Here is a 23,101-nt window from a genome sequence, read left to right on the forward strand (position 1 = left end):
AACACAAGCAAATGGATCAGAAGAGAAATTGTGACTTTAAAACTTGTAAACAAATACCGATGTGTGGTTCGCTCATCGGCATGGCCGAATCCGTCACCGAAGACACCGCCGCCCACCGGCCGTCGGCGATGCTGCTCATGGGAGCGCGCGCTTTCGACGATCTCTTCGACGACGCTCGGCTGCGACGACTCCACAAACTCGTGCGCGTCGATGACCCGGTTCGCCTGGACTCCCTCGACGGCCTCGCCGCGCGTCGGCGGCTGGCCGATGTCGACTACCTGCTCACCGGATGGGGTGGGCCGGTGCTCGGGGCGGACGTCCTGGCGGCGGCGCCGAAGCTCCGCGGGGTGATCCACACCGGCGGTTCGGTGAAGCACCTTCTCGCTCCGGCGTTCTGGGGTTCCGGGGTCGTGGTCACGAGCGCCGCAGACGCGAATGCCATCCCGGTGGCCGAGTTCACGCTCGCCACGATCCTGCTCGAGGCCAAGCGGGTTCCCGCCTACATCGACGGATATGCGCGTTCGAGGGAGGTCGGCGGCGCGTGGCGAGACGCCATCCCGCCGGCCGTCACGTTCGGGGGAACGGTGGGAATCATCGGTCTGTCGCGGGTTGGGCGGCGGGTCGCCGAGCTTCTCCGCCCCTTCGGGATGAGGGTTCTGGCGGCCGATCCCCATGCGGATGCGGCGGCCGCCGCATCCGTCGGCGCACGGTTGATGGGGCTCGACGATCTTCTGCGCGAGAGCGATGTCGTGACGATCCATGCCCCCGAACTGCCCGAGACGCGTCACCTGCTCGACGCGCGACGGCTCGGGATGCTGCGGCCCCACGCCGTGCTCATCAACACGGCGCGCGGCTCGCTCATCGACACCGCGGCCCTGATCGCCCGGTGCCGAGCGGGGATGCTGCGCGCGGTGCTGGATGTCACCGATCCCGAGCCGCTTCCGGCCGACTCCCCGCTCTTCGACACCCGCGGGATCGTGCTCAGCCCGCACGTCGCCGGTGCGATGCACGCCGAGACGATGCGTCTGGCGGATTCGGCGCTTGACGACCTCGCATCCCTCGTGCAGGGCGTGCCCGCCCGGCACCGGGTGGACGGTGCGTCGCTCGGCATCATCGCCTGAGAAGGGAACGCGCGGGGGCGAGCCGCCGAAGCGGCCCGCCCCCGCGCGCGCGGTCATCCGACCACGACCCCGGTGACGAGGGGCGTGGTGACCACACCCGACGTGGTGTCGGTCGTTCGCACGTCGTAACTGTGCACGCCCTTCACCCAGCGGCGCGTGACGGCGTACACGGCGCCGTCGGTCACGTCGGTGTCGGCGGGATCGACCGCGCTCATGCGGTGGATCACCCCGTCGAGCACCAATTCGACCGCATGCGGCGCCTCACCGTCGGGGTCTGTGTAGGTCGCCTGCACAGTGACATCGGTGCCGGTCGTCAGCGTGCCCGACGTGTGGGAGACACCCGACAGGGTGGGGGCGGTGCCGCTCGGCTGGTTGGTGAAGCTGACCTCGTCGACGAACAGCTCGCCGTCCGTGTCGGCGGTCTGCTGCAGCCAGAACACCAGTTTCGCCTGGGAGGGATCCAGCCCGGGGAACGCGTCGAGGTCGAACGAGTAGGTCGTCCAGCCCGTCGCGATCGGAATGGGCGTCGTGCCCGTCACCCGATGGTTCGAGTCCGCGTCGGACACTTCGATCCGCAGCCTCAGGTTGGGGGAGGGGGAGCGCATCGTCACCGTCAGGTAGCGGTACCCGGCGGCATCCATGGAATGGTGCCAGGGCTGGAACTTGGCCTGCGACATCGCCGAGGCCGGATTCTGGAACAGCCGTGCGGCCGTCCGCCCATCGACCGTGGTATTGCTCGCCGTCCCGACACCGGCGTGGTTGTTGTACCAGTTGACCCAGGTGTAGCCCTGCATCCCGAAGACGCCGTCCCGCCCGAATCCGTCGTACAACAGCGGGCTCTCCGGGTTCGGCAGCGGGGGCGCCACGGTGTAATGCGTCGACGAGTACGAGTTCGCGCCGCTGGCCTGGGTGCCCCGCACGTCGACCCTCGTCGTGGTGAAGGGGGCGAGCGCGTCCACGTTGACGGTGCCGGTGGAGACGCCACCCGCCGCGGTCATGGGCGTCCAGTTCGGGCCGAGGGCGTGCTGGGTGAGCGATGATCCGCTCTGCGCGAAGACGGTGACGTCTCCGGTCACGGCGTCGCCGATCTGCGGCGAGGTGACGTTCAGGGCCGTCGGCGGGGTACCTGCAGACCACGCGGCGTCGCCGATCGCGGTCATCCCGAACAGGGTCGAGAACAATCCGCTCTGGATGCTGACGCTGTACTCGTTGTACCGCCACTGCTGGCCGCTGTCCTGCCACACCGGGCGATCGGCGTACCAGGGGCTCGCGCTCCGCACATCGAGCGGGTCCTTGGCGTTGGGCCCGCTGACGAGCGCCCCGGGAAGCACGACGCCGGTTCCGCTCTGGCTCTGCGCTTCTTCGTCGAGGCGGGTGTGCAGGTACTTCACCGAGTTCTCACCCACGCCCGAAACCCAGCTCGTGCCCCAGGGGTTGTTTCCGAAGACCCAGTAGAGACCCCGTTGGACGGCTTTCAGCGCGCGCTGGTCGCCGAACAGCTCGTAGTAGCGCATCGCGTCGGCCACGTAGCCGATGTGCGGTTCGTTGACGCCGAAGTTCTTGAACTGGTTGACGACCCCGTACGGGGTGTCGTCGGTCGTGGACAGGAAGTAGTCCAGTTGCTTCTTCAGGTAGCGCTGGATGGCGGTCTTTCCCGTTGCGGTCGCCGCGGGATAGAGCTCGGCCATCGACAGCGGCCCCATGTCCCAGTAGTTCGTGCTCGACAGGATCGAGTACTCGGTCGCCGCGATGGTCGTCTCCGCCGAGGCGCGATAGGCGGTGTCGCCGGTGAGCAGGTGCAGCTGGACCTCCGCGAACAGGAGCGAGTTGGCGATCCCGCCGCGCGTCGTGGAGTAGCCGCCGATCGGATCGGATCGGTGCGAATCGGCGTACTGGTAGAACGCGACCGCTCCCTCTTCCGCCTCCGCCGCGAAGGTCTGCCACTCGGCGACGTCGGCTGTGGGCACTTTTCCGTCGGCGATGGCCTTCTCGATCGCGCGTGCCGTCGCCGCGAGCGAGCCCGCGGCCTTCGCGGATCCGCCGACGCCATAGCCGGAGATGCGCCGATCATCGGCCGTTCCGACGATGCCGTCGGTGTGCGCATCCGGATGCTGGAAACCGCCGCTGCCCTTGATGTCCCAGAACGCGCCGTCGAAGGCGTCTCGCATCCGCAGCAGGTATTCGCTCCCGAACCGGGCTTCGTCGACGAGGTCGGGGACGCCGTTGTCGTCGTTGTCGAAGGCCACTTCGGCGGTGTCGCCGTATCGGAGGTAGGTGATGGCGATGTTGCCGCCCACCCACTGGTTGCCGCCGTAGATCCCGTAATCGCCGGCGTCGTACCATCCGCCGGTCAGGTCGTAGTGGATCGTGCCGTCGGCGGATGCGGCGTCGTCGAGGTGGCCCGGCCCGTGGAAGATCTTCTCGGACGGGGCGATGCTGCTGTATCCCGCGGGGTAGGCGTCGGCCGTTGCGACACCGGAGCGCTGCAGGCGGTAGAACGCCGTCATCTCGTCGAGATAACCGGCCCACACGTTCTCGGTCACGGAAAACCGGGGCGAGAGCACGCCGCTCACCTCGAGGGCGTAGTCGTCGCCGACCGCGGTCAGCGTGGTGAAGTCGACCACGTAGACGCGATCGCCCCACACCGTGCCGCGGTCGAGCAGGGTGCAGCTCGGCACCACGACAGTGGACCCCTGCAGGATGCGGCACGTCGTCGACCCGGGAAGAGCGCCGTCGGTGATGACCGAGCCGACCTTGTGCCCGGATGCGTCGTACCCGGCCTGACTGATGGCCACCCGTTCGACGGTGGCGGCTGCGGCCGGGGGCGCGGCTATCACCGCCCCGCCGACGGCGACCGCGGTCGCGATGGCTGCTCCTCGCCAGATGGATGTCACTCGTCGTCGAGCCATGGCTCCTCCTCAGGGGATGTCGCGGCGTCATCGCCGGCGACGCGAGCCAGTATCGACGTCAATGTCACAGATCCGCAAGTAAACGAACGAAACCGCAATACACATCTCATTTTCGAGTCCTGATGATCAGGAACGAGCGTCGACGTTAGGCTGAGGGTCGTAGTCCGCTGTGGAGGGAGACCGCGATGCTCGCTGCCGAACGTCGCGCGCGCATTCTGAGTCGCGCGCAGCAAGACGGAGCCGTGCGCATCACTGCGCTCGTCGACGACCTCGGCGTCTCGCACGTCACGATCCGGCGCGATCTCGATTCGCTCGTCGCCGACCAGATCCTGGAGAAGGTGCGCGGCGGGGCCATGCTGCGCGCCGATCGGCCCCTTCCCGGCCAGTCGTCGACGCTGCCGTTCACGGGAGCGATCGGTGTCGTGATGCCGACCTCGTACTACTACCGCTACGTGGTGGAGGGGATCGACGATGTTCTCGCCAGCGGCGGCGAAATGAAGCTCGTGATCTCCGAGTACGACCTCGAGGAGGAGTACCGCCTGATCGACGAGTTGGTCGCGAGCGGCGTCGCGGGTCTCCTGTGGGTGCCGACCGTGTCCGAGCGGGTGGCGCCGCCGGGATTCCTCGACATGCTCGCCCGGCTTCCGGTTCCCGTGGTCTTCGTCGAGCGGGAGACGCCGGGAGGCGGCCTCGGTTCTGCTCCGTCGGTGCGTTCGGCGCACGAACGCGGTGTCTTCGCCGCCCTCCAACATCTGGCGAATCTCGGACACCGACGTCTCCTCATGGTGAGTCGCGGCAGTTCGCAGAGCTCCGAGTTTGCGCGAAGCGGGTGGCGGGACGCGCTCGAGCGGCTCGGTCTGGACCCTGGCAGCAGCATCCTCGGCCCTGATGAGCTCGGCGCCGGGCCGCGCTGGGACCGTGGCGCGGCGGATGTCGTCCTCGACGCGGTCGAGCGGACGGGGGCGACGGCCCTGTTCTGCCACGGCGATGAGAACTCGCTGTTCGGGCTGCTGCAGAACGCGCGCTCGCGGGGGCTCGCGGTGCCCGAGAAGCTGTCGATCGTCGCTTACGACGACGATGTCTCGGCGCACGCCGACCCGCCGATCTCGGCGGTCGCGCCCGACCGGCGGCGGGTGGGCGCCCTCGCGACGCGCATGCTGCTGGACCTCATTCGAGAGCCGAGCGCGGAGCCTCCGCTTCATCTGCATGTCGAGCCTCGCCTGGTTCTGCGGGCATCGACGGCGCCGCCCGCATGACGCGTGCGGTCGTCTTCTCGGGGGGCGGCGACTACGTCGACCCCTGGCATCCGTTCGCCGAGACGAGCGCGATTGTGGCCGATGTGCTGCGGGCGGACGGGTTCGACGTCGACATCGTCGACCGGGTCGACGCGCTCGCACGGGTGCTGCCGGATGCGGATCTGCTCGTCGTGAACGCCGGTGGCGGCCCGGAGCCGCATCCGCTCGATCCGCTCCTGGCCTCCGCCCTCGACGGGCTGCGGGGCGGACTGCTCGTGCTGCACGTGGCGGCCACGCTCCTGCCCGAAGACGACGGCTGGGAGGCGCGGCTCGGCGGTCGGTGGGTGCGCGGCACCACGATGCATCCGGAGCGCGGCCCGATGGAGCTCCGCGCCGTCGTCGCCGATCCGCTGACGGAGGGCATCGATCCGCTGCGCACGAGCGACGAGGCCTACTCGTGGCTGCGGGTGGGCGACGGGGTGCGCGTGCTGTACGTGCAGGAACACGGCGGGGAGCCGCATCCGGTCGTCTGGACGATCGACCGCGACGGAGTGCGGGCGGCCTACGACGCGCTCGGGCACGACGCGGAGGCGTACGACGCGCCCGCCGTGCGCGAGTTGCTGCGCCGGCTCGCCCGCTGGGCCGCCGTGCGCTGAGGCAGGCGCACGCGCCGCGGCGGCCACGGCGGCGGAAGGGTGCGTCGTCACGTCGTTGTGCCTTTCCGAAGCGAGCGCGAGTCGACGATGATCCGCGCATCTGGATGATAATACGCATTATCATCCAGATGACACGAGCCTACGCCGAACGACCCTGTTCTCGCCACCGGAGATTTTCTTCACGAGCGCGACCTCACGGTGGCGGAAAGCGCATTCCCGTGCCAGGGTGGAAAGCGCTTACCCGCCCTGATCTCCGAAGGAAACGCCATGTCATCGTCGACACTCGCTCCCGCCGTCGCGTCCCGCTCCGTCCCGGTGCGGGAGATCGGCATCATCATGAACGGCGTCTCCGGGCGCATGGGGTACCGCCAGCACCTCGTGCGATCGATCCTGGCGATCCGAGACCAGGGCGGCATCGAGCTCGCCGACGGCACGCGGGTGACGGTCGTGCCTCTCCTGGTCGGGCGCAGCGAGGCGAAGCTCGCCGAGCTCGCCGCACGCCACGGAATCGCCGACTACACCACCGACCTCGACGCCGCACTCGCCGACCCGCGGTGGGAGATCTACGCCGACTTCCTCGTCACGAAGGCGCGCTCCGCGGCGCTCCGGAAGGCGATCGCCGCCGGTAAGACCATCTACACCGAGAAGCCGACCGCAGAGTCGGTCGACGACGCTCTCGACCTGGCGCGACTCGCGGCGGATGCCGGGATCCGAACCGGCGTCGTGCACGACAAGCTCTACCTCCCCGGGCTTCAGAAGCTCAAGCGACTCATCGACTCCGGCTTCTTCGGCCGTATCCTCTCCGTCCGCGGCGAGTTCGGGTACTGGGTGTTCGAGGGGGACTGGCAGCGCGCGCAGCGGCCGAGCTGGAACTACCGCGCCGAGGACGGCGGCGGCATCATCGTCGACATGTTCCCGCACTGGAATTACGTGCTGGAGAACCTCTTCGGTCGGGTGACCTCGGTCTACGCGCAGGCCGCCGTGCACATCGGCGAGCGGTGGGATGAGAACGGGAATCCGTACGCCGCGACGGCGGAGGACGCCGCCTACGGCATCTTCGAACTCGAAGGAGGCATCGTCGCGCAGATCAACTCGTCGTGGACGGTGCGGGTGAACCGCGACGAGCTGGTCGAGTTCCACGTCGACGGGACGCACGGATCGGCGGTGGTCGGGTTGTTCGGCGCGAAGATCCAGCACCGCACCGCCACCCCCAAGCCGGTGTGGAACCCCGACCTCGAAGACGATCACGACTACGACGCCGACTGGCAGAACGTTCCCGTGAACGACGTGTTCCAGAACGGCTTCCGGCAGCAGTGGGAGGAGTTCCTCGCGTCGTACGTGTCGAACACCCCCTACGCGTTCGACCTGCTGGCCGGAGCGCGGGGCGTACAGCTCGCCGAAGCGGGTCTGCGCTCGAGTCGCGAGGGTCGGCGGATCGAGCTGCCGACGCTCGCCCTCGACAGGCAGCGCGGCGAGCGATGACGCTCACGCTCCTCTGTGCTGACGGCGCCCTCGTGCGGCAGAACCTCAATGAACCGCCGCCGTACACCCGCCCCTCCGGCGTGCTTCGAAGTCGCGTCGTGTACGCCGCCGCGCACGTCGTACCGCTCCGCCACGGCGACAACACGCCCGGTCGGCCGGCGCAGATCGACTGGGACGCGACCCTCGGGTTCCGGCGGATGATCTACTCCTGGGGCCTCGGGGTCGCGGACGCGATGGACACCGCACAGCGCAACATGGGGCTCGACGCGGTCGCGACGCGCGAACTGATCGCCCGCTCGGCGCAGGTGGCGCGCGAAGAGGGCGGCTCGGTCGTGGTCGGGGTGAACACCGACCACGTCGAGAGCGAGCACATTCCGTTGCGCGAGGTCGCAGACGCCTACCGGTACCAGCTCCACTTCGCCGAAGAGCAGGGCGCAGCCCCGGTGCTGATGGCCTCACGGCATCTGGCGCGTGCCGCGGAATCACCCGACGACTACCGCCGGGTGTACCGCGACGTCCTGCGCGCGGCGTCCGGCCCGGTCGTGCTGCACTGGCTCGGGACCGCCTTCGACCCGTCGCTGGCGGGCTACTTCGGCGCGGACGACTGGCGGTCCGCATCCGACGTCCTGAGACAGGTCATCGAGGAGAACGCCGACCGCATTGCGGGGGTGAAGATGAGTCTGCTGGACGCCGCCGCCGAGGTCTCCGTGCGGGAGCGGCTGCCCGACGGCGTGCGCATGTTCACCGGCGACGACTTCCACTACGTCGGGCTGATCGGCGGCGCCGACGTGCCGGGCGCCCCGCAGCCGGCGCGCGACCCGGGCGCATCGCGCCAGCATTCCGATGCCCTGCTGGGAGCCTTCGCGGCCATCACGCCCATCGCTTCGGCCGCGATCCAGGCGTTGGATGCGGGCGACCCCGACCGGTACCTCGCGCTGCTCGCCCCGACGGAGCAGCTCAGCCGTCAGGTGTTCGCCGCGCCGACCGCGTTCTACAAGACGGGCGTCGCGTTCCTCGCCTGGCTCAACGGTCACCAGCCCGCGTTCCAGATGGTCGCCGGGCTGCACTCGGCACGGAGCCTTCCGCACCTGTCGCGCATCGTGGAGCTCGCGAACGCCGCGCACGCGCTCGAACAGCCCGAGCTCGCGGTGAGTCGCTGGCACGGCCTGCTCGCGCTGAACGGAGTGGACGCATGACCGTCGACCCGCGACTGTCGATCAACCAGGCGACGATCCGTCACGCCGACCTCGCCACGGCGCTCCGCGTGACGACCGACGCCGGGATCGGCGCCATCGGGCTCTGGCGCGAGCCCGTGCAGGAGGTGGGTCTCCGGACCGCCGCCGCGATGCTCGCCGACTCCGGACTCCGGTTCAGCACGCACTGCCGTGCCGGCTTCTTCACGATGCCGGAGGGCCCGGAGCGACGCGCGTCGCTCGCCGACAACCTCGTCGCGATCGAGGAGGCCGCGACCCTGGCGGCGGCCGGGGCCGCCGGGTCGACGCCGGTCCTGGTGCTCGTCGCGGGCGGGATCCCCGCGGGGTCCCGGGATCTCGCGGGGGCCCGCGAACGCGTTCGCGATGCGGTCGGTGAGCTCGCGCCGCACGCCGAGGCCGCCGGGGTGACCCTCGCGCTCGAGCCGCTGCATCCGATGTTCGCCTCCGACCGCTGCGTCGTGTCGACGCTCGGGCAGGCGCTCGACCTCGCGGCCGACTTCGCCCCCGAGGTCGTCGGCGTCACCGTCGACACGTTCCACATCTTCTGGGACCCGGACGTGCTCGCCTCGATCGCCCGCGCCGGTCGCGAGCGGCGCATCGCGACCTTCCAGGTCTGCGATTGGAAGACGCCGCTGCCCGCCGATGTGCTGCTCAGCCGCCACTATCCGGGTGACGGCGTGATCGACTTCGCCGCACTCACCCGTGCCGTGGCGGCGACGGGATACGACCGCGACATCGAGGTCGAGCTCTTCCACGCCGACATCTGGGCGGATGCGCCCGCCACAGTGGCCCGGCGCGTGGCCGAGAGCTTCGGCGCCGTGATCTCACCGAACCTGCGCCCGCCCGTAGACTCGCGGGCGTGAACGGCCCGCATCCGGCTCGACGAGCTCCGACGCTCGACGATGTCGCCCGCCGGGCGGGCGTATCGCTGGCGACCGCCTCGCGCGCGCTGAACGGTTCGACGCGGATCGTCGCGGACTCGTACCGGGACCGCGTGCTGGCCGCCGCGCACGAGTTGGGCTACGCGCCCAATCTTCTGGCCCAGGCGACCGCGCGGGGTTCTGCCCGCATCGTCTCGCTCGTCGTGGCCGACATCGCCGACCCGTACTTCGGTCAGATCGCCGCCGGGGTGACCGCGGCGGCTGCAGCCGAGGGGCTGCACGTCATGGTGGCCGTCGCCGGGCGAGACCCGCGGCAGGAGGAGGACCTTCTGCACGTGCTCCGCGGTCAGCGCCCTCGCGCCGTCATCCTCGCGGGGTCGCGGTTCGGATCGGAACCCGCACCGGGCCTGCGGCGCGAGGTCGAGGCGCTCACGGACGCCGGGTGCACGGTCGTGGCACTCGGGTCGGGCGATGTCGGGATGCGGGCGCTGCCCGTCGCGAACGAGGAGGGCGCGCGGCTGCTCGCGCGTGCGCTGCGTGCGCGGGGCTACGACCGCGCCGTCGTTCTCGGCGCCGCCGAGGGCCTGCGCACCTCCGATGACCGGGTGCGCGGCTTCGCGGCGGGATTCGTGCCGGGCGGCGGCGAGATCGACCTGCACCGCGGCGGGTTCACCCGTGACGACGGCGAGCGGATGATGCGCGCCGTGCTGGAGAGCGATCCGGCGCCCGGCACCGTCGTGTTCGGCGCCAACGACGTCGTCGCGATCGGTGCTGCGGCGGCCATCCGGGCGGCGGCCCGCGAGGTGGGGGCCGACCTGGGCGTCGCGGGTTTCGATGACATCCCAATGGCTCGCGACGTCACGCCGGGACTGACCACCGTCCGCATCCCGCTCGAAGACATCGGCGCGGCCGCGCTGCGCCTCGCCCTCGCGGAGGATTCGGCGCCGCCGTCGGCGGCTCCCGCCGAGGTCGTCCTGCGGGGCAGCACTCCGGACCGGCGATGATGCGGGTCGTCTTCGCCCCCGACAGCTTCAAGGGCTCGGTCTCGGCGGCGGCCGCCGCTCGTGCCCTCGCCGCCGGATGGCGGCAGGTCGATCCGGATGTCGACGCGGTGCTCCGGCCGATGGCGGATGGCGGCGAGGGCACCGCCGCGGCGTTCCTCGACGCGGTTCCCGGTGCGCGGCGCATCCCCGTCGTCGTGCCGGCTCCGGCTCCCGGTCTGCGGCCGGTGTCGACCTCGTGGGTGCTTCTGCCGCCGGACCCCGCGGCGCCCGGGGGGACGGCCGTCGTCGATCTCGCGTCGACGGCGGGGATCGAGCTCTTCGGTCGCGATCTCGACCCCTGGTCGGCGTCGTCGTTCGGGTTCGGGGTCGCGATCGCCGCGGCCCTCGATCACGGGGTGTCCCGGCTCGTGCTCGGCATCGGGTCGAGCGCGTCGACGGATGGCGGCGCCGGGGTGCTGGCCGCGCTCGGCGCGCGGATCGATGTGGGAACGGCCGACGCGGACTCTCCCGGCACCCGCGGTGCCGCGGGCCTGGGCGCGATCCGGGCGATCGACCTGACACCGGTGCGTGCCGCGCCGCCCGGTGGCGTCGTCGTGCTGACGGACGTGACGCATCCGCTGCTCGGCGAACGCGGCGCCGCGCACGTCTTCGGGCCGCAGAAGGGGTTCGCGCCTCAGGACCTGCCGGCCGTCGACGATGCGCTGCGGCGGTACGCGGCCCTGTTCGACCTCGATCCGCGAGCCCCGGGTGCGGGCGCCGCCGGGGGAGTGGGATTCGCTCTCGCGGCGTGGGGCGCGGAGCTCGTGCCGGGGGCGGCGGCGGTCGCCGACCTGATCGGCGTGGACGCGGCCGCTGCCTCTGCCGCATGGGTCGTCACGGGCGAGGGATCGTTCGATGCGCAGTCGGCCGCGGGGAAGGTGCCCGCGCTCATCGCCGCCCGGTCGGCGTCACCGGTCGCGCTCGTCGCCGGCCGGATCACTGCGGATGCCGACACATCGGCGTTCGCGGCGACGCTCTCGCTGAGCGCGATCGCGGGAAGCGCGGAGGAGGCCATGCGTCGCCCGGAGCACTGGCTGGCAGAGGCCGGGCGTCGTCTCGCACGTGCTGCGGTTCGGTAGCCTTCGGTGTGGGGACGCGTCGGTGCGGCGGCCCCTCACCCACCCCGAGGAGAAGTACATGTCGGTCGGATTGCTCGCCGTTGTCGATGACATCCTGACCGCCGCCCTCAAGGCGAGTGCGAAGACCGCGGGTGTCGTGATCGACGATGCCGCGGTGACGCCCCAGTACGTGCAGGGCATCACACCCGCACGCGAACTGCCGGTCGTCTGGAAGATCGCGCTGGGCAGCCTGGTCAACAAGTTCATCATCATCATCCCGATCGCCCTGCTGCTCACGGCGTTCGCGCCGTGGGTGCTGCCGTTCCTGCTCATCATCGGCGGCGGGTTCCTCTGCTTCGAGGGCGCCGAGAAGGTGCTCGAGTGGTTCGGGGTGCACCATGCGAAAGAGGACGACGGCCCGCGGGACGAGAACAAGCTCGTGTTCGGCGCCATCCGGACCGACCTGATTCTCAGCACCGAGATCATGCTGATCGCCCTCGCGAGCCTCGACGCGGACTTCGGCATCTGGATGACGCTCGGCGCGCTCCTCGTGATCGGTCTCGCGATGACGACCCTCGTCTACGGCGCGGTGGCGCTGCTCGTGAAGATCGACGACATCGGCCTCCGGTTCATGAAGAGCCCGTCCCGCCGCGTGCGCCGCGCCGGTGTGCGCGTGGTCGCGTCCATGCCGACCGTTTTCCGCGTGATCAGCATCATCGGCACCGTGGCGATGCTCTGGGTCGGCGGGCACCTCGTGATCGAGAACCTCTCCGAGACGTTCTGGCACGGTCCGCACGACGTCGTCCACACCGTGACGCACGCGATCGAGGTGGCCGGCCCGGTCATCGTCTGGATCGTGGAGACCGCGCTCTCGGCCGTCTTCGGTCTCGCGCTCGGTTTGGTGATCGTCGGGATCATCACCGGCATCACGCGCCTGGTGTCACGACCGAAGTCGGACGCCGCCGCGCACTGACCGGGCCGGCATCCGCTCATTTCTCCGCGGCGGAATACCCCGCATCCCGGAGCGCCCGCCGGATCTTCAGCACCAGGTCTTCGTCGATGTCCTTATGGCGCGGAGGCGACAGATGCAGAACCTGATCGCCGATCGTGACCTTCACCGTGCCGTTGTGCTCGTCGGTGACGTCGCCGACCTCGCGGAGGAGGGCGACGACGTCGTGCCACTCCAGGTTGTGCGAGGTCGGATGCTGCTCCAGGTGATAGAGCGTGTTGCGGTGGTTCTCGGTGAGTTCCTCGGCGGACATGATGCTCCTTTTTCGGGGGTCGTCGGTGTCTCCGGCACCCCTCGGCGTGCAGCCGAAGCTACCCAGCGAACGCGACTGCGCTCTTCGACGTGCGTCGAGAGATGCGGGCCGGCGCCCGTCTCCAGGCCACGGACGCGTGATTGGTCTGGGCCCCGCGCGCGAGCGGCACGGCAGACTGCCGGGATGAGCACCCCGGATGACGCCACCGACCGCGCCCACGAACTGGCGGTCCTTCGAGACGCGGACGAACGCGCACGCCGCTACATCGCGGGCATCGGCACGCGCCCGGTGTACCCGGATGCGACCGCGATCGCCGGGCTCGACGCGTTCCGCGAGCAGCTCCCGGAAGAGGGCCACGGTGCGGAGTCCACGATCGACCTGCTCGATCGGGTGGGGTCGGCGGCCGCGGTCGAGACGAACGGTCATCGCTACTACGGCTTCGTGATCGGCGCGACGCTGCCGGTCGCGGCCGCCGCAGACCGGCTCGCGCTCGCCTGGGACAACAGCGCCTCCTCGGCGACCGGCAGTCCCGCGCTCGCGGCCATCGAGGCCGTCGCGGGCGAGTGGATGCTCGACATCCTCGATCTTCCGCGGGAGAGCGCCGTCGGGTTCTCGACCAGCGCGGCGTCCGGAACCGTCGTGGCGCTCGCCGCCGCGCGGCGAACGGTCCTCGCCCGAGCGGGGTGGGACCTCGATCAGCGCGGACTCCATCAGGCGCCCCAGGTGCGCGTCGTCGCGAGCGAACTGACCCACGTCGTGGTGAAGAAGGCGCTTCGCGTGCTCGGATTCGGACTCGACTCCGTCACGTTCGCCTCGACCGATGACCTCGGGCGGATCGACCCGGAGCGGCTGCCGGAGATCGATGCCCGCACCATCCTGATCCTGCAGGCGGGCGAGGTGAACACGGGGGAGTTCGATCCCTTCGACCGGATCATGGATGCGGGCGGGGATGCGGCGGGCTGGGTGCATGTCGATGGCGCGTTCGGTCTCTGGGCACGCGCGACGGCGCACCGCGAACTGACCGCCGGTGTCGACCGCGCGGACTCGTGGACGGTCGACGGCCACAAGTGGTTGAACACGCCGTACGACTCGGCCGCGGTCATCGTGCGCGATCGTGAGGCGCTCGTGCACGCGATGCACGCGGGCGCGGAGTACTCCGCGGCGACCGCCGACGACCAGATGAACCGCACGCTCGAGTTCTCGCGGCGGGCGCGCGGGGTGACGATCTGGGCGGCGCTGCGCGGTCTCGGCCGGCGTGGTGTGGCCGCCCAGATCGAGCGGTCGGTGGCGCTGGCGCGGCAGGCGGCCGACGGTCTCCGGGCGAGCGGATACACGGTCCTGAACCGTCCCGTGCTGAATCAGGTGCTGGTGCGGGCGGAGAGCCCGGCCGCGACCGCCCGCATCCTCGCGGCCGCTCAGGCCAGCGGACGCACCTGGTTCGGCGGCACCGTCTGGCGGGGCGAACCCGCGTTCCGTATCTCGGTGTCGTCGTGGCGCACCGGCCCCGAAGACATCGCCGACCTCGTCGCGCTCCTCCGGGAGCTCCGCGAGGAGTGAGCGAGCGGATGCGGCGCGGTCAACGCGCGCGCATCACCGCATCACCGCATCCAGCGGTACTCGGTCTCGGGCCGTCCGGGGGTGCCGTGGCGGGCGTCGCGTTCGGCGCGGCCGATGCCGACCAGATGCTCGAGGTATCGGCGCACCGAGACGCGCGACATCCCGAGCCGTTCGGCCGCCTCCCGCGACGAGAACGGCCCGCCGTTGCGGAGCGCGGCGGCGACCCGGTCGAGGGTGGGGGCGGAGAGCCCCTTGGGGAGCGCCTCGGCCACGGTCGGTCGAAGCGCGCCGAAGAGCGCGTCGATCTCCGCCTGCGTGGCGGGCCCGGCGGCATCCGCCATCTTCTGCCGGTAGGCCGCGTACTGCACCATGCGGTCCTGGAATGTCGCGAAGGTGAACGGCTTGATGAGGTACTGGGCGACCCCGAGGGCCGCCGCCTGCCGCACGACCTCGGCGTCGCGCACGCCCGTGATCGCGATGATGTCGACGGTGACTCCGCGGGCCCGGATGTGGCGGGCGACGTCGAGGCCGTGCCCGTCGGGCATCGTCATGTCGAGCAGGATGAGGTCGATCGCCTCGGGCCCGCGCGCGTCGAGCACCGCGGAGACCGCGGCCCGCGCGCCCGCGCATTCGGCGACGACCGCGAAACCGTCGATGCGGGCCACGAAGTTCGCGTGCAGTTCGCGGGTGAGTCGTTCGTCGTCGACGATCAGCACCCCGATCACGCGGACTCCTCGGCCGGCAGGATGATCCGGAACGTCGTCGGGTGCGCGCTCAGTTCGAGCGAGCCGCCGGCCGCGTCGACGATCGCCCGCACGAGAGCGAGACCGACGCCGCGACCGTCGGCACCGGCGGGTTTCGTGCTGAACCCGTGCTCGAAGATGCGCTCGCGGAGCGCGGGCGGCACGCCGTCGCCGCTGTCGATGAACGTGAGGGCGATGCGCCCGTCCGGCGTCTGCGCCATCTCCACGCGCACCCACCGGGGTTCGGATCCGGATGCGGCCGCGTCGATCGCGTTGTCGACGAGGTTGCCCACGAGCGAGACCGCGTCCACCGCGCCGAGCGCCGTCCGCGGGATCGCCGGCTGCATCTCGACCGTCCAGTCGATGCCCCGCTCGGCGGCCTGCGCGGACTTGCCGAGCAGCAGCGCCGCAACGGTCGGGTCGCCCTCGCGCGCGACGACGTGATCGGCGAGGGCTTGGCTCGTCCGTGCGGTCTCGGTGAGCAGGTCGATCGCGTCGTCTCCTCGGCCGAGCTCGATCAACGCGACCGCCGTATGCATCCGGTTGGCGTGCTCGTGGCGTTGCGCGTGCAGCGCCTCGCCGAGGGTGCGCACCGATTCGTACGACGACACGGCGTCGCGCACGGCGCTCGCGGGCAGGTCGCCGGCGATGCGCCGGGTGAAGCGGCCCGCGATCCATGCGGCGCAGAGTCCCACGGCGGCCAGCGCGATGGCGATGACCACGACGAACGGCACCTGGCGGAGCACGCCCGCCCCCACGCTCCCGAGCGTGATGCCCGCCGAGACCAGGGCGACGACCCGGCCGTCCTGCTCGATCGGGACGACCGACCGGAGCGACGGACCGAGCGTGCCCTCCGCCTCCTCGGTGAGGGTCCGCCCTTCCCGGCCCGGTCCGATCGTGCCGATGTACGGCTTACCGATCTCGGCCGGATCGCGGTGCGTGAGCCGGATGCCCTCGGTCGTCATGATCGTCACGAAGTCGATCGGCGTCTCGGCCATGATGCGCTCCGCGATCGGTTGCAGCGACGCGGTGGCGTCGGCATCCGTGCCCGTCGTGACCGCCGACGCGACCTCGGGCATCTCCGCGATCGTGCGCGCGACGGCGAGGGTCAGCTGCTCGGCGGTGGAGCGCTCGGTCGTCTGCACCTGGAACGCGAGCACCGCGACGAGCAGCGCGGTGATCGCGAGCACCGACCCGACGAACGCGAAGAACACGCGGGATGCGGCGCTCTTCTGCCGCGGTGATACCGCCATGGGCGTCCTCACCTCGCTGTGACCAATACGACCGCAACCGGGGGGCAGCGGTATTCGTGGCCCACAGTACCGGGTGAGAGGTCACCCCGATGGTGCCCACGAGAACAACGAAGTTTCGACTCACCTGGAGGCAACCATGGCCCCGCGCCTGCCCAAGACCACCACGATCCCGCTCCCCAGCTTCTCGCTGCGCGGACGGATCGGCCGCTGGGAGAAGCACACCTGGTTGTACGTCGCCGTGATCGTCGCGGTCGTGCTCGGTGTGACCGTCGGCCTGATCTGGCCCGACTTCGCGAAGGGCCTCGAACCGGTCGGGAAAGGCTTCGTCTCGCTCATCAAGATGATGATCGCCCCCATCATCTTCTGCACGATCGTCGTCGGTGTCGGCTCGATCGCGAAGGCCGCGACGGTCGGCAAGATCGGTGGCCTCGCGCTCCTGTACTTCATGGTCATGACGACGTTCGCGCTCGCCATCGGGCTCGTCGTCGGCAACCTCATCCACCCGGGTGAGGGGCTGAACATGGCGAACTCGACGTACGACGCGACCACCACCGAGGCGAAGACGACGGAGGAGTTCATCCTCGGCATCATCCCGACGACGCTCTTCTCCGCCTTCACCGGCGAGAGCGTGCTGCAGGTGCTGCTCGTGGCCCTGCTCGTCGGTTTCGCGCTGCAGCAGATGGGTACGAAGGCCGAGCCCATCATGAACGCGGTGAAGAACCTGCAGGCGCTCGTGTTCCGCATCCTCGGCATGATCCTGTGGCTCGCCCCGATCGGTGCGTTCGGCGCCATCGCGGCCGTCGTCGGCAAGACCGGGTTCGCCGCGGTTGTGAGCCTCGGCGTGCTGATGATCGCGTTCTACATCACCTGCGCCGTGTTCATCTTCGGCATCCTCGGCACGATGCTCTACGCCGTCGCCCGCATCAACATCTTCCGCCTGATGAAGTACCTGGCCCGCGAGTACCTGCTGATCGTCGGTACGTCATCGTCGGAGTCCGCGCTGCCGCGGCTCATCGCGAAGATGGAACACCTCGGCGTCTCGAAGCCCGTCGTGGGCATCACGGTGCCCACCGGGTACTCGTTCAACCTCGACGGCACGGCGATCTACCTGACGATGGCGTCGCTGTTCATCGCGTCGGGAATGGGGATGCCGATGTCGATCCCCGAGCAGATCGGTCTGCTGCTGTTCATGGTGATCGCCTCGAAGGGCGCGGCCGGTGTTACCGGTGCGGGCCTTGCGACCCTCGCCGGCGGACTGCAGGCCTACCGCCCCGACTTGGTCGACGGCGTGGGCGTGATCGTCGGTATCGATCGCTTCATGTCGGAGGGGCGCGCGATCACGAACTTCACCGGCAACGCCGTCGCCACCGTTCTGATCGGCACCTGGACGAAGGAGTTCGACGCGGCGCAGGCCCGCCGGGTGTTCCGCGGCGAGTCGCCGTTCGACGAGGCCACGCTCAACGGCGACAGCCACGGCGGCGGGGCTGCGGTCGCTGCGCCGGAGGCCCCCGCATCCGCGACGCCCGCGCCGGTGCCCGTGTCTGTGCGCTGACGCCGCTGTCCGCGCTGACCCCGCGCTGACCCCGCGCTGACCCCGCCCCGTCCAGAGCCCCGGATGCGTCCCCCACCGCATCCGGGGCTCTCCCTTCGTCCGCGCGCTACTTTCCTGCTCGCGCGCCACAGATCGGAAGCGCGTCAGCAGGAAAATGGCGCGCGCCGAAGAGAGGAGAGGGACCCGCGGTCAGGGCTCGCCGGGGGCGAGGAGTCCGCTCTCGTAGGCGGCGATGACGAGCTGGGCGCGATCGTGCGCGTACAGCTTCGCCATGATGCGGCTCACGTGCGTCTTGGCCGTGTGGGGCGAGATCACGAGTTCCGCGGCGATGTCCTGGTTCGAGCGTCCGCGGGCGACGAGCAGGAGCACCTCGCGCTCGCGCGCGGTGAGGCTCTCGATCTCGGGCGCGAGCGCCCGGCTGGCGCGCTCGGCCGCGGCGGGCAGCACGTAACGCGTGATGAGGCTCCGCGTCGCGGTCGGCGACAGCAGGGCATCGCCGGCGTGCACGGCACGCACGGCGCGGACGATCTCTTCGGGTTCGGCGCCCTTCCCGATGAATCCGCTCGCGCCGGCGCGAAGGGCGGCGACGAGGTATTCGTCCTCCTCGAACGTGGTGAGGATGAGGACGCGGGTCTCGGCGAGGTCCGGGTCGGCGCAGATGGCGGATGTGGCCCCGATGCCGTCGAGTCCCGGCATCCGGATGTCCATGAGGACGACGTCGGGGCGCAGGCGCTGCGCGATCGTCACGGCCGCGTTGCCGTCGACCGCCTCGCCGAGCACCTCGAGATCGGGCTCGGACGAGAGGATGTCGGTCACCGCCTGCCGGATGAGCGACTGGTCGTCGACGACGAGCACGGTGGTCACGGTGTCTCCTCGGGGGCCGGCGGCTCGGGGGCGATCGGCAGCGTGGCGTGCACGCGCCAGCCGCCGGGCCCGGGGCCGATCTGCACGTCGCCGCGCACGGACGCGACGCGTTCACGGATGCCGAGGAGCCCGTGCCCGCGCGATCCCGGCCGGTCGAGATCGTCGGGCAGGGTGGCGCGGCTCGGGCCGGTCGGGTTCGTCACGACGATCGACACGGCATCCGCGCGCACGTCGACCAGCACGTGCGCGCGCCCTTCGACCCCGTGCTTGTGGGCGTTCGTCAGACTCTCCTGGATCACCCGGTACGCGACCCGTCCGACGGCTCCGCCCACGCGCGTGATGTCGCCCTCGATCCGGGTGTGCACGGTCAGGCCGACGCGGGCGAACTCGTTCGCGAGGTCGGCGAGCTGGTCGAGGTCGGGCTGCGGCACGCGCACGCCGTCCTGCCGTTCGTCGCCGCGGAGCACCTCCAGCAGGTTGCCGATCTCGCTGAGCACGGTGCGGGACGCGTGCCGGATGGTGCCGAGCGCCTCGCGAGCCCGCTCCGGCCGGCTCTCGAGGGTCGCCGAGGCGACGCCCGCGTTCAGGCTGATGACCGAGATCTGGTGGGCGACCGCATCGTGCAGGTCGCGGGCGATGCGCAGGCGCTCCTCCGCGACGCGGCGGCTGGCTTCCGCATCCCGGGTCTGTTCCGCGCGCTCCGCACGGTCGGTCATGGCCCGGATGTAGGCGCGCCGCGATCGGGTCGCATCTCCCGCCGCGGCGGCGAAGGCCATCGTGATCGCGAACTGGATGAGCCGCGCGTCGAACACGCTCCCGATCGCCGCCGGCAGGCTGAGCAGCAGCATCGCGAGCATCGCGCACACCAGCACGACACCGGTGCGCTGGCGGGACGGCGACCGGTTGGCCACGCCGAACATCGCGATGGCGCCCGCGATCGCGATCCCGGGTGACAGGGTGCCGGCGAAAGACGATGCGCCGAACAACGCGATCACGACCCCGAGCGCCGGCACGGGGCGACGGCGCCGGAACGGGAGCACGAGGGCCGGGGCGATGGCGAGAGCGATCGTCAACGGCGTCGTCGCGCGGAACCCCGCCTCCGGGAACGGGGCGAAGGCCGCGCCGATCACGATCACCGCGGCGAACACGTCGCCGACCCAGGCCGGGGGATGGGGGAACGGCGAGTGGCCGGGGCTCCGCCACTGGTCCGCCGCATCCGTCATGTGCACAGTCTGCCGGTGGTGGGCCGGCGGCGCCTCACCCGGGCGTGGCATCTGCGCGTACCGCGGGAGGAGTACGCGAGGTGTCCGCCGGGGGGTGACGCGCGAATGCCTCGGCCGACGGAGTCTGGAGATGTCCCGGAGAACCGGGGGCACCGGAGGAGGAAACCCATGACGCCGATCATCTCGGTCAAGGACGTACGCAGGTCGTACGGACGCGGCCAGAACCGCTTCGAGGCGCTCAAGGGGGTGAGTTTCGACATCTTCGAGGGCGAGAGCGTGGCGATCGTCGGAAAGAGCGGATCGGGGAAGTCCACGCTCATGCACGTGCTCGCCCTGCTCGATGCGCCCACATCCGGCTCGGTCGAGCTCGAGGGCGTCGACACCCGCACCCTGAAGGGGCGCCGCCTGAACCGCACCCGCAACAAGACATTCGGGTTCGTCTTCCAGCAGTTCTTCCTCACCGCGAACTCCTCAGTGCTCGAGAACGTCGTGCTGCCCATGAAGATCGCCGGCATCCGCCGCGGCGAACGCCGACGCCGGGCGATGGACGCTCTCGAACAGTTGGAACTCGCCGACAAGGCGAAGAACAAAGCCCTGAACCTCTCGGGCGGACAGAAGCAGCGCACGGTCATCGCCCGCGCCCTCGTCAACAACCCGCGCATCATCTTCGCCGACGAACCCACCGGCAACCTCGACTCGAACACGGGCGCCGTGGTCGAGGACATCCTCTTCTCGCTGAACCGCGAGAGCGGCATCACCCTCATCGTCGTGACCCACGACGAAGAGCTCGCGGCCCGCTGCGACCGCCGCATCCTGATCCGAGACGGCCTCCTGGTCGACGAGACGACGGCGGTGGCCGCATGAGAACCATCGACCTGATCGGTACCGCCGTCGCCAACACCTTCCGCTCGAAGACGCGGACGATCCTCACGATCCTCGCCATCTTCGTGGGCGCGTTCACCCTGACCCTCACGAACGGGCTCGGAACGGGCATCAACAACTACATCGACGACACCGTCTCGGGGGTCGGAGCCTCCGACACGATGACGGTGACCAAGACCGCGGATGCGGCATCCGGAATCGGGTCCGCGAGCGCGGGGCCGACCGAGTACGACCCCGAGTCCATCTCGAGCGGGCAGAACGGCCCCCCGGGAGCCACGGTCGTCGCGCTCCAGCCCGCCGACCTCGACGCCCTCGCCCAGATCGACGGCGTGCTCGACGTACAGGCGGTGAAGTCGGTCTCGGCCGACTACATCCAGGCCGGCGGCGGTACCAAGTACGTGATCGGTGTCGGCGGTCTCGTCGGCGGGCAGACCGTGACGCTGCTCGCCGGCAGCGAGCCGTCCGGCGACACGAGCGATCTGCAGCTCGCGCTGCCGACGTCGTACGTCGAACCCCTCGGGTTCGCGAGCGATGCGGATGCGGTGGGCCAGACGGTGTCGATCGCCGTGACCGACGCCCAGCGCACGCAGCACGTCATCGAGGCCACGATCACGGGGGTGGCGGAGGAGAGCATCGCTTCGCCGACCGGGGCGTCGCTGACCGCGAACACCGCCCTGACAGACGAGCTCTACGAGACCCAGAACATCGGGGTACCGGCCGACCAGGTCGAACGGTACGCTCAGGCCACCGTCTGGTTCGCCCCCGATGCCACCGAGGCGCAGATCAGCGACCTGAAGACGGCGCTCTCGGATGCGGGGTACACGGGCACGACCGTCGCCGACCAGCTCGGCACGATCAAGACCGTGATCGACGGGATCGTTCTCGTGCTGAACGCCTTCGCCGTCATCGCCCTGCTCGCCGCGAGCTTCGGCATCGTGAACACGCTGCTGATGTCGGTGCAGGAACGCACCCGCGAGATCGGCCTCATGAAGGCGATGGGGATGGGCAGCGGCAAGGTGTTCGGGCTGTTCAGCCTGGAGGCCGCCTTCATCGGCTTCCTCGGGAGCGCGCTCGGCGCGCTCGGCGCCATCATCGTCGGAAGCGGGGTGAGCGCAGCCCTCTCGGGATCCCTCCTCGCGGACCTGCCCGGCCTCGAACTCATCGCGTTCGACCCGGTGTCGATCCTCGCGGTGATCCTCGTCGTGATGGTGATCGCGTTCCTCGCCGGCACCCTCCCCGCGGCACGTGCCGCTCAGGCGGACCCGGTGGAGTCGCTGCGCTACGAGTGAGGCATTGATCTGTGCGGGGCCGTCCGTTCGGGCGGCCCCGCGCAGAATTGACGCTGGTCGGGTTCGGGGTGAAGATGGCCCGGGAAGAGGGGAAGTCGGAGATGTCGAGACGCACCCGTCCGATCGAGCGAACGATGCCGGATGCAGCCCCCGACTTCACCGGCTTCTGGCATCGCGCCAGCGCGCGGGTCGGGCTGATGTTCACGATCTTCGCCGCGGTGACGATCGCGACGGGTTTGCTGGGCTCGTGGGCCTTCGCCCCCGCGATCGGGTGGATCGCCGGTGCCAGCACCCTGACGACCTGGATCTGGGTGACAGTCGTGCGCCTCGGCCCCGACGACACGGCCTCGCACGCGACCCGCGAGGACCCGAGCCAGCCGATGGCGCAGGGGCTGTTGATCGCGGCGAGCCTGGCGAGCGTCGGCGCGATCGCGCTCCTGCTGATCGAATCGGGACGCGTGCAGGGCGGCGGTGCGCGCCTCGCGCTCGCGGGGGCGGCGCTGGCGACCGTGGCCGCATCCTGGATCCTCGTGCACGTGCTGTTCACGCTGCGCTACGCCGGCATCTACTACCGCTCGGGTGGCACGGGGATCGACTTCAACCAGGCGGGTCGCCCGGAGTACCACGACTTCGCCTATCTCGCCTTCACCCTCGGCATGACGTACCAGGTGTCCGACACCGGCATCACGAGCACGCCGATGCGTCGCGAGGTGTTGCGCCACGCGTTGCTGTCGTTCCTCTTCGGGGTGATCGTGCTGGCCGCGGCCATCAACCTCGTCGTCGCGCTCGCCGCTCGTTGAGCCCGTCGGAGCGGGGCCCGGCGCGAGGTAATCTCGTCGATGGGCCGCACGGAACGCGTGACCCACGCAGCCGAACA

General features: G+C 70.4%; 20 protein-coding genes. 14 read left to right on the forward strand and 6 right to left on the reverse strand.

What is annotated here, in order from left to right:
- Positions 1–80: 80 nt before the first annotated feature.
- The gene (locus LQ938_RS01560) at positions 81–1,121 is read left to right on the forward strand and encodes a hydroxyacid dehydrogenase (RefSeq protein WP_223722312.1); all 1,041 of its coding nucleotides are present in this window, start codon (positions 81–83) and stop codon (positions 1,119–1,121) included.
- 53 nt (positions 1,122–1,174) lie between these two features.
- On the opposite strand, the gene LQ938_RS01565 is transcribed toward LQ938_RS01560, so the two are convergent.
- Positions 1,175–4,030: a glycoside hydrolase family 9 protein gene (locus LQ938_RS01565; protein ID WP_223722313.1), complete on the reverse strand. Its 2,856-nt coding sequence runs from the start codon at positions 4,028–4,030 to the stop codon at positions 1,175–1,177.
- Positions 4,031–4,215: 185 nt separating this feature from the next.
- On the opposite strand from LQ938_RS01565, the gene LQ938_RS01570 reads away from it, so the two are divergent.
- The 8 genes from LQ938_RS01570 to LQ938_RS01605 all read left to right on the forward strand — a co-directional run bounded on the left by LQ938_RS01570 (position 4,216) and on the right by LQ938_RS01605 (position 12,572).
- Positions 4,216–5,286, forward strand: a complete 1,071-nt coding sequence (locus tag LQ938_RS01570) for a substrate-binding domain-containing protein (RefSeq protein WP_223722314.1) — start codon at positions 4,216–4,218, stop codon at positions 5,284–5,286.
- Positions 5,283–5,921: a ThuA domain-containing protein gene (locus LQ938_RS01575; protein WP_223722315.1), complete on the forward strand. Its 639-nt coding sequence runs from the start codon at positions 5,283–5,285 to the stop codon at positions 5,919–5,921. Before LQ938_RS01570 ends, LQ938_RS01575 begins: the two co-directional genes overlap by 4 nt.
- 267 nt (positions 5,922–6,188) lie before the next feature.
- Positions 6,189–7,403: a Gfo/Idh/MocA family protein gene (locus LQ938_RS01580; RefSeq protein ID WP_223722316.1), complete on the forward strand. Its 1,215-nt coding sequence runs from the start codon at positions 6,189–6,191 to the stop codon at positions 7,401–7,403.
- Positions 7,400–8,599, forward strand: coding sequence for a DUF993 family protein (locus LQ938_RS01585; RefSeq protein ID WP_223722317.1), 1,200 nt, complete (start codon positions 7,400–7,402; stop codon positions 8,597–8,599). The genes LQ938_RS01580 and LQ938_RS01585 overlap by 4 nt, the downstream gene beginning before the upstream one ends.
- The gene (locus LQ938_RS01590) at positions 8,596–9,480 is read left to right on the forward strand and encodes a sugar phosphate isomerase/epimerase family protein (RefSeq protein WP_223722318.1); all 885 of its coding nucleotides are present in this window, start codon (positions 8,596–8,598) and stop codon (positions 9,478–9,480) included. The genes LQ938_RS01585 and LQ938_RS01590 overlap by 4 nt, the downstream gene beginning before the upstream one ends.
- Positions 9,477–10,502, forward strand: coding sequence for a LacI family DNA-binding transcriptional regulator (locus LQ938_RS01595; protein WP_223722319.1), 1,026 nt, complete (start codon positions 9,477–9,479; stop codon positions 10,500–10,502). Before LQ938_RS01590 ends, LQ938_RS01595 begins: the two co-directional genes overlap by 4 nt.
- Positions 10,499–11,620, forward strand: a complete 1,122-nt coding sequence (locus tag LQ938_RS01600) for a glycerate kinase (protein WP_223722320.1) — start codon at positions 10,499–10,501, stop codon at positions 11,618–11,620. Before LQ938_RS01595 ends, LQ938_RS01600 begins: the two co-directional genes overlap by 4 nt.
- Before the next feature lie 58 nt (positions 11,621–11,678).
- Positions 11,679–12,572, forward strand: a complete 894-nt coding sequence (locus LQ938_RS01605) for a DUF808 domain-containing protein (protein ID WP_223722321.1) — start codon at positions 11,679–11,681, stop codon at positions 12,570–12,572.
- A gap of 16 nt (positions 12,573–12,588) precedes the next feature.
- On the opposite strand, the gene LQ938_RS01610 is transcribed toward LQ938_RS01605, so the two are convergent.
- Positions 12,589–12,861, reverse strand: coding sequence for a hypothetical protein (locus LQ938_RS01610; RefSeq protein WP_223722322.1), 273 nt, complete (start codon positions 12,859–12,861; stop codon positions 12,589–12,591).
- 183 nt (positions 12,862–13,044) lie between these two features.
- On the opposite strand from LQ938_RS01610, the gene LQ938_RS01615 reads away from it, so the two are divergent.
- A complete protein-coding gene (locus LQ938_RS01615; protein WP_223722323.1) occupies positions 13,045–14,418 on the forward strand; it encodes a pyridoxal phosphate-dependent decarboxylase family protein in 1,374 nt (457 codons plus the stop codon).
- A 41-nt stretch (positions 14,419–14,459) separates the two neighbouring features.
- Here LQ938_RS01615 and LQ938_RS01620 read toward each other — a convergent pair whose 3' ends face one another.
- Complete coding sequence (locus LQ938_RS01620) at positions 14,460–15,143, reverse strand: response regulator (RefSeq protein ID WP_223722324.1); 684 nt, start codon at positions 15,141–15,143, stop codon at positions 14,460–14,462.
- Positions 15,140–16,414 (reverse strand): sensor histidine kinase, encoded by a 1,275-nt coding sequence (locus tag LQ938_RS01625; RefSeq protein WP_223722325.1) that lies wholly within the window; start codon positions 16,412–16,414, stop codon positions 15,140–15,142. Before LQ938_RS01625 ends, LQ938_RS01620 begins: the two co-directional genes overlap by 4 nt.
- Before the next feature lie 136 nt (positions 16,415–16,550).
- Here LQ938_RS01625 and LQ938_RS01630 point away from each other — a divergent pair, with 136 nt between their 5' ends.
- Entirely contained in the window at positions 16,551–17,966 is a 1,416-nt protein-coding gene (locus LQ938_RS01630; RefSeq protein ID WP_223722326.1) for a cation:dicarboxylate symporter family transporter, read from the forward strand.
- A gap of 189 nt (positions 17,967–18,155) precedes the next feature.
- Here LQ938_RS01630 and LQ938_RS01635 read toward each other — a convergent pair whose 3' ends face one another.
- Positions 18,156–18,830 carry a response regulator gene (locus LQ938_RS01635; protein ID WP_223722327.1) on the reverse strand — a complete coding sequence of 225 codons (675 nt, stop codon included), beginning with the start codon at positions 18,828–18,830 and terminating at the stop codon, positions 18,156–18,158.
- Positions 18,827–20,053: a sensor histidine kinase gene (locus LQ938_RS01640; RefSeq protein ID WP_223722328.1), complete on the reverse strand. Its 1,227-nt coding sequence runs from the start codon at positions 20,051–20,053 to the stop codon at positions 18,827–18,829. Before LQ938_RS01640 ends, LQ938_RS01635 begins: the two co-directional genes overlap by 4 nt.
- 168 nt (positions 20,054–20,221) lie before the next feature.
- Here LQ938_RS01640 and LQ938_RS01645 point away from each other — a divergent pair, with 168 nt between their 5' ends.
- The 3 genes from LQ938_RS01645 to LQ938_RS01655 all read left to right on the forward strand — a co-directional run bounded on the left by LQ938_RS01645 (position 20,222) and on the right by LQ938_RS01655 (position 23,024).
- Complete coding sequence (locus LQ938_RS01645) at positions 20,222–20,917, forward strand: ABC transporter ATP-binding protein (protein ID WP_223722329.1); 696 nt, start codon at positions 20,222–20,224, stop codon at positions 20,915–20,917.
- The gene (locus LQ938_RS01650) at positions 20,914–22,224 is read left to right on the forward strand and encodes an ABC transporter permease (RefSeq protein WP_223722330.1); all 1,311 of its coding nucleotides are present in this window, start codon (positions 20,914–20,916) and stop codon (positions 22,222–22,224) included. The genes LQ938_RS01645 and LQ938_RS01650 overlap by 4 nt, the downstream gene beginning before the upstream one ends.
- A 101-nt stretch (positions 22,225–22,325) precedes the next feature.
- A complete protein-coding gene (locus LQ938_RS01655; protein ID WP_223722331.1) occupies positions 22,326–23,024 on the forward strand; it encodes a DUF1345 domain-containing protein in 699 nt (232 codons plus the stop codon).
- Positions 23,025–23,101 lie beyond the last annotated feature (77 nt).

Origin of the sequence: Microbacterium sp. cx-55, from assembly GCF_021117345.1 — a bacterium.
GTDB lineage: Bacteria > Actinomycetota > Actinomycetes > Actinomycetales > Microbacteriaceae > Microbacterium.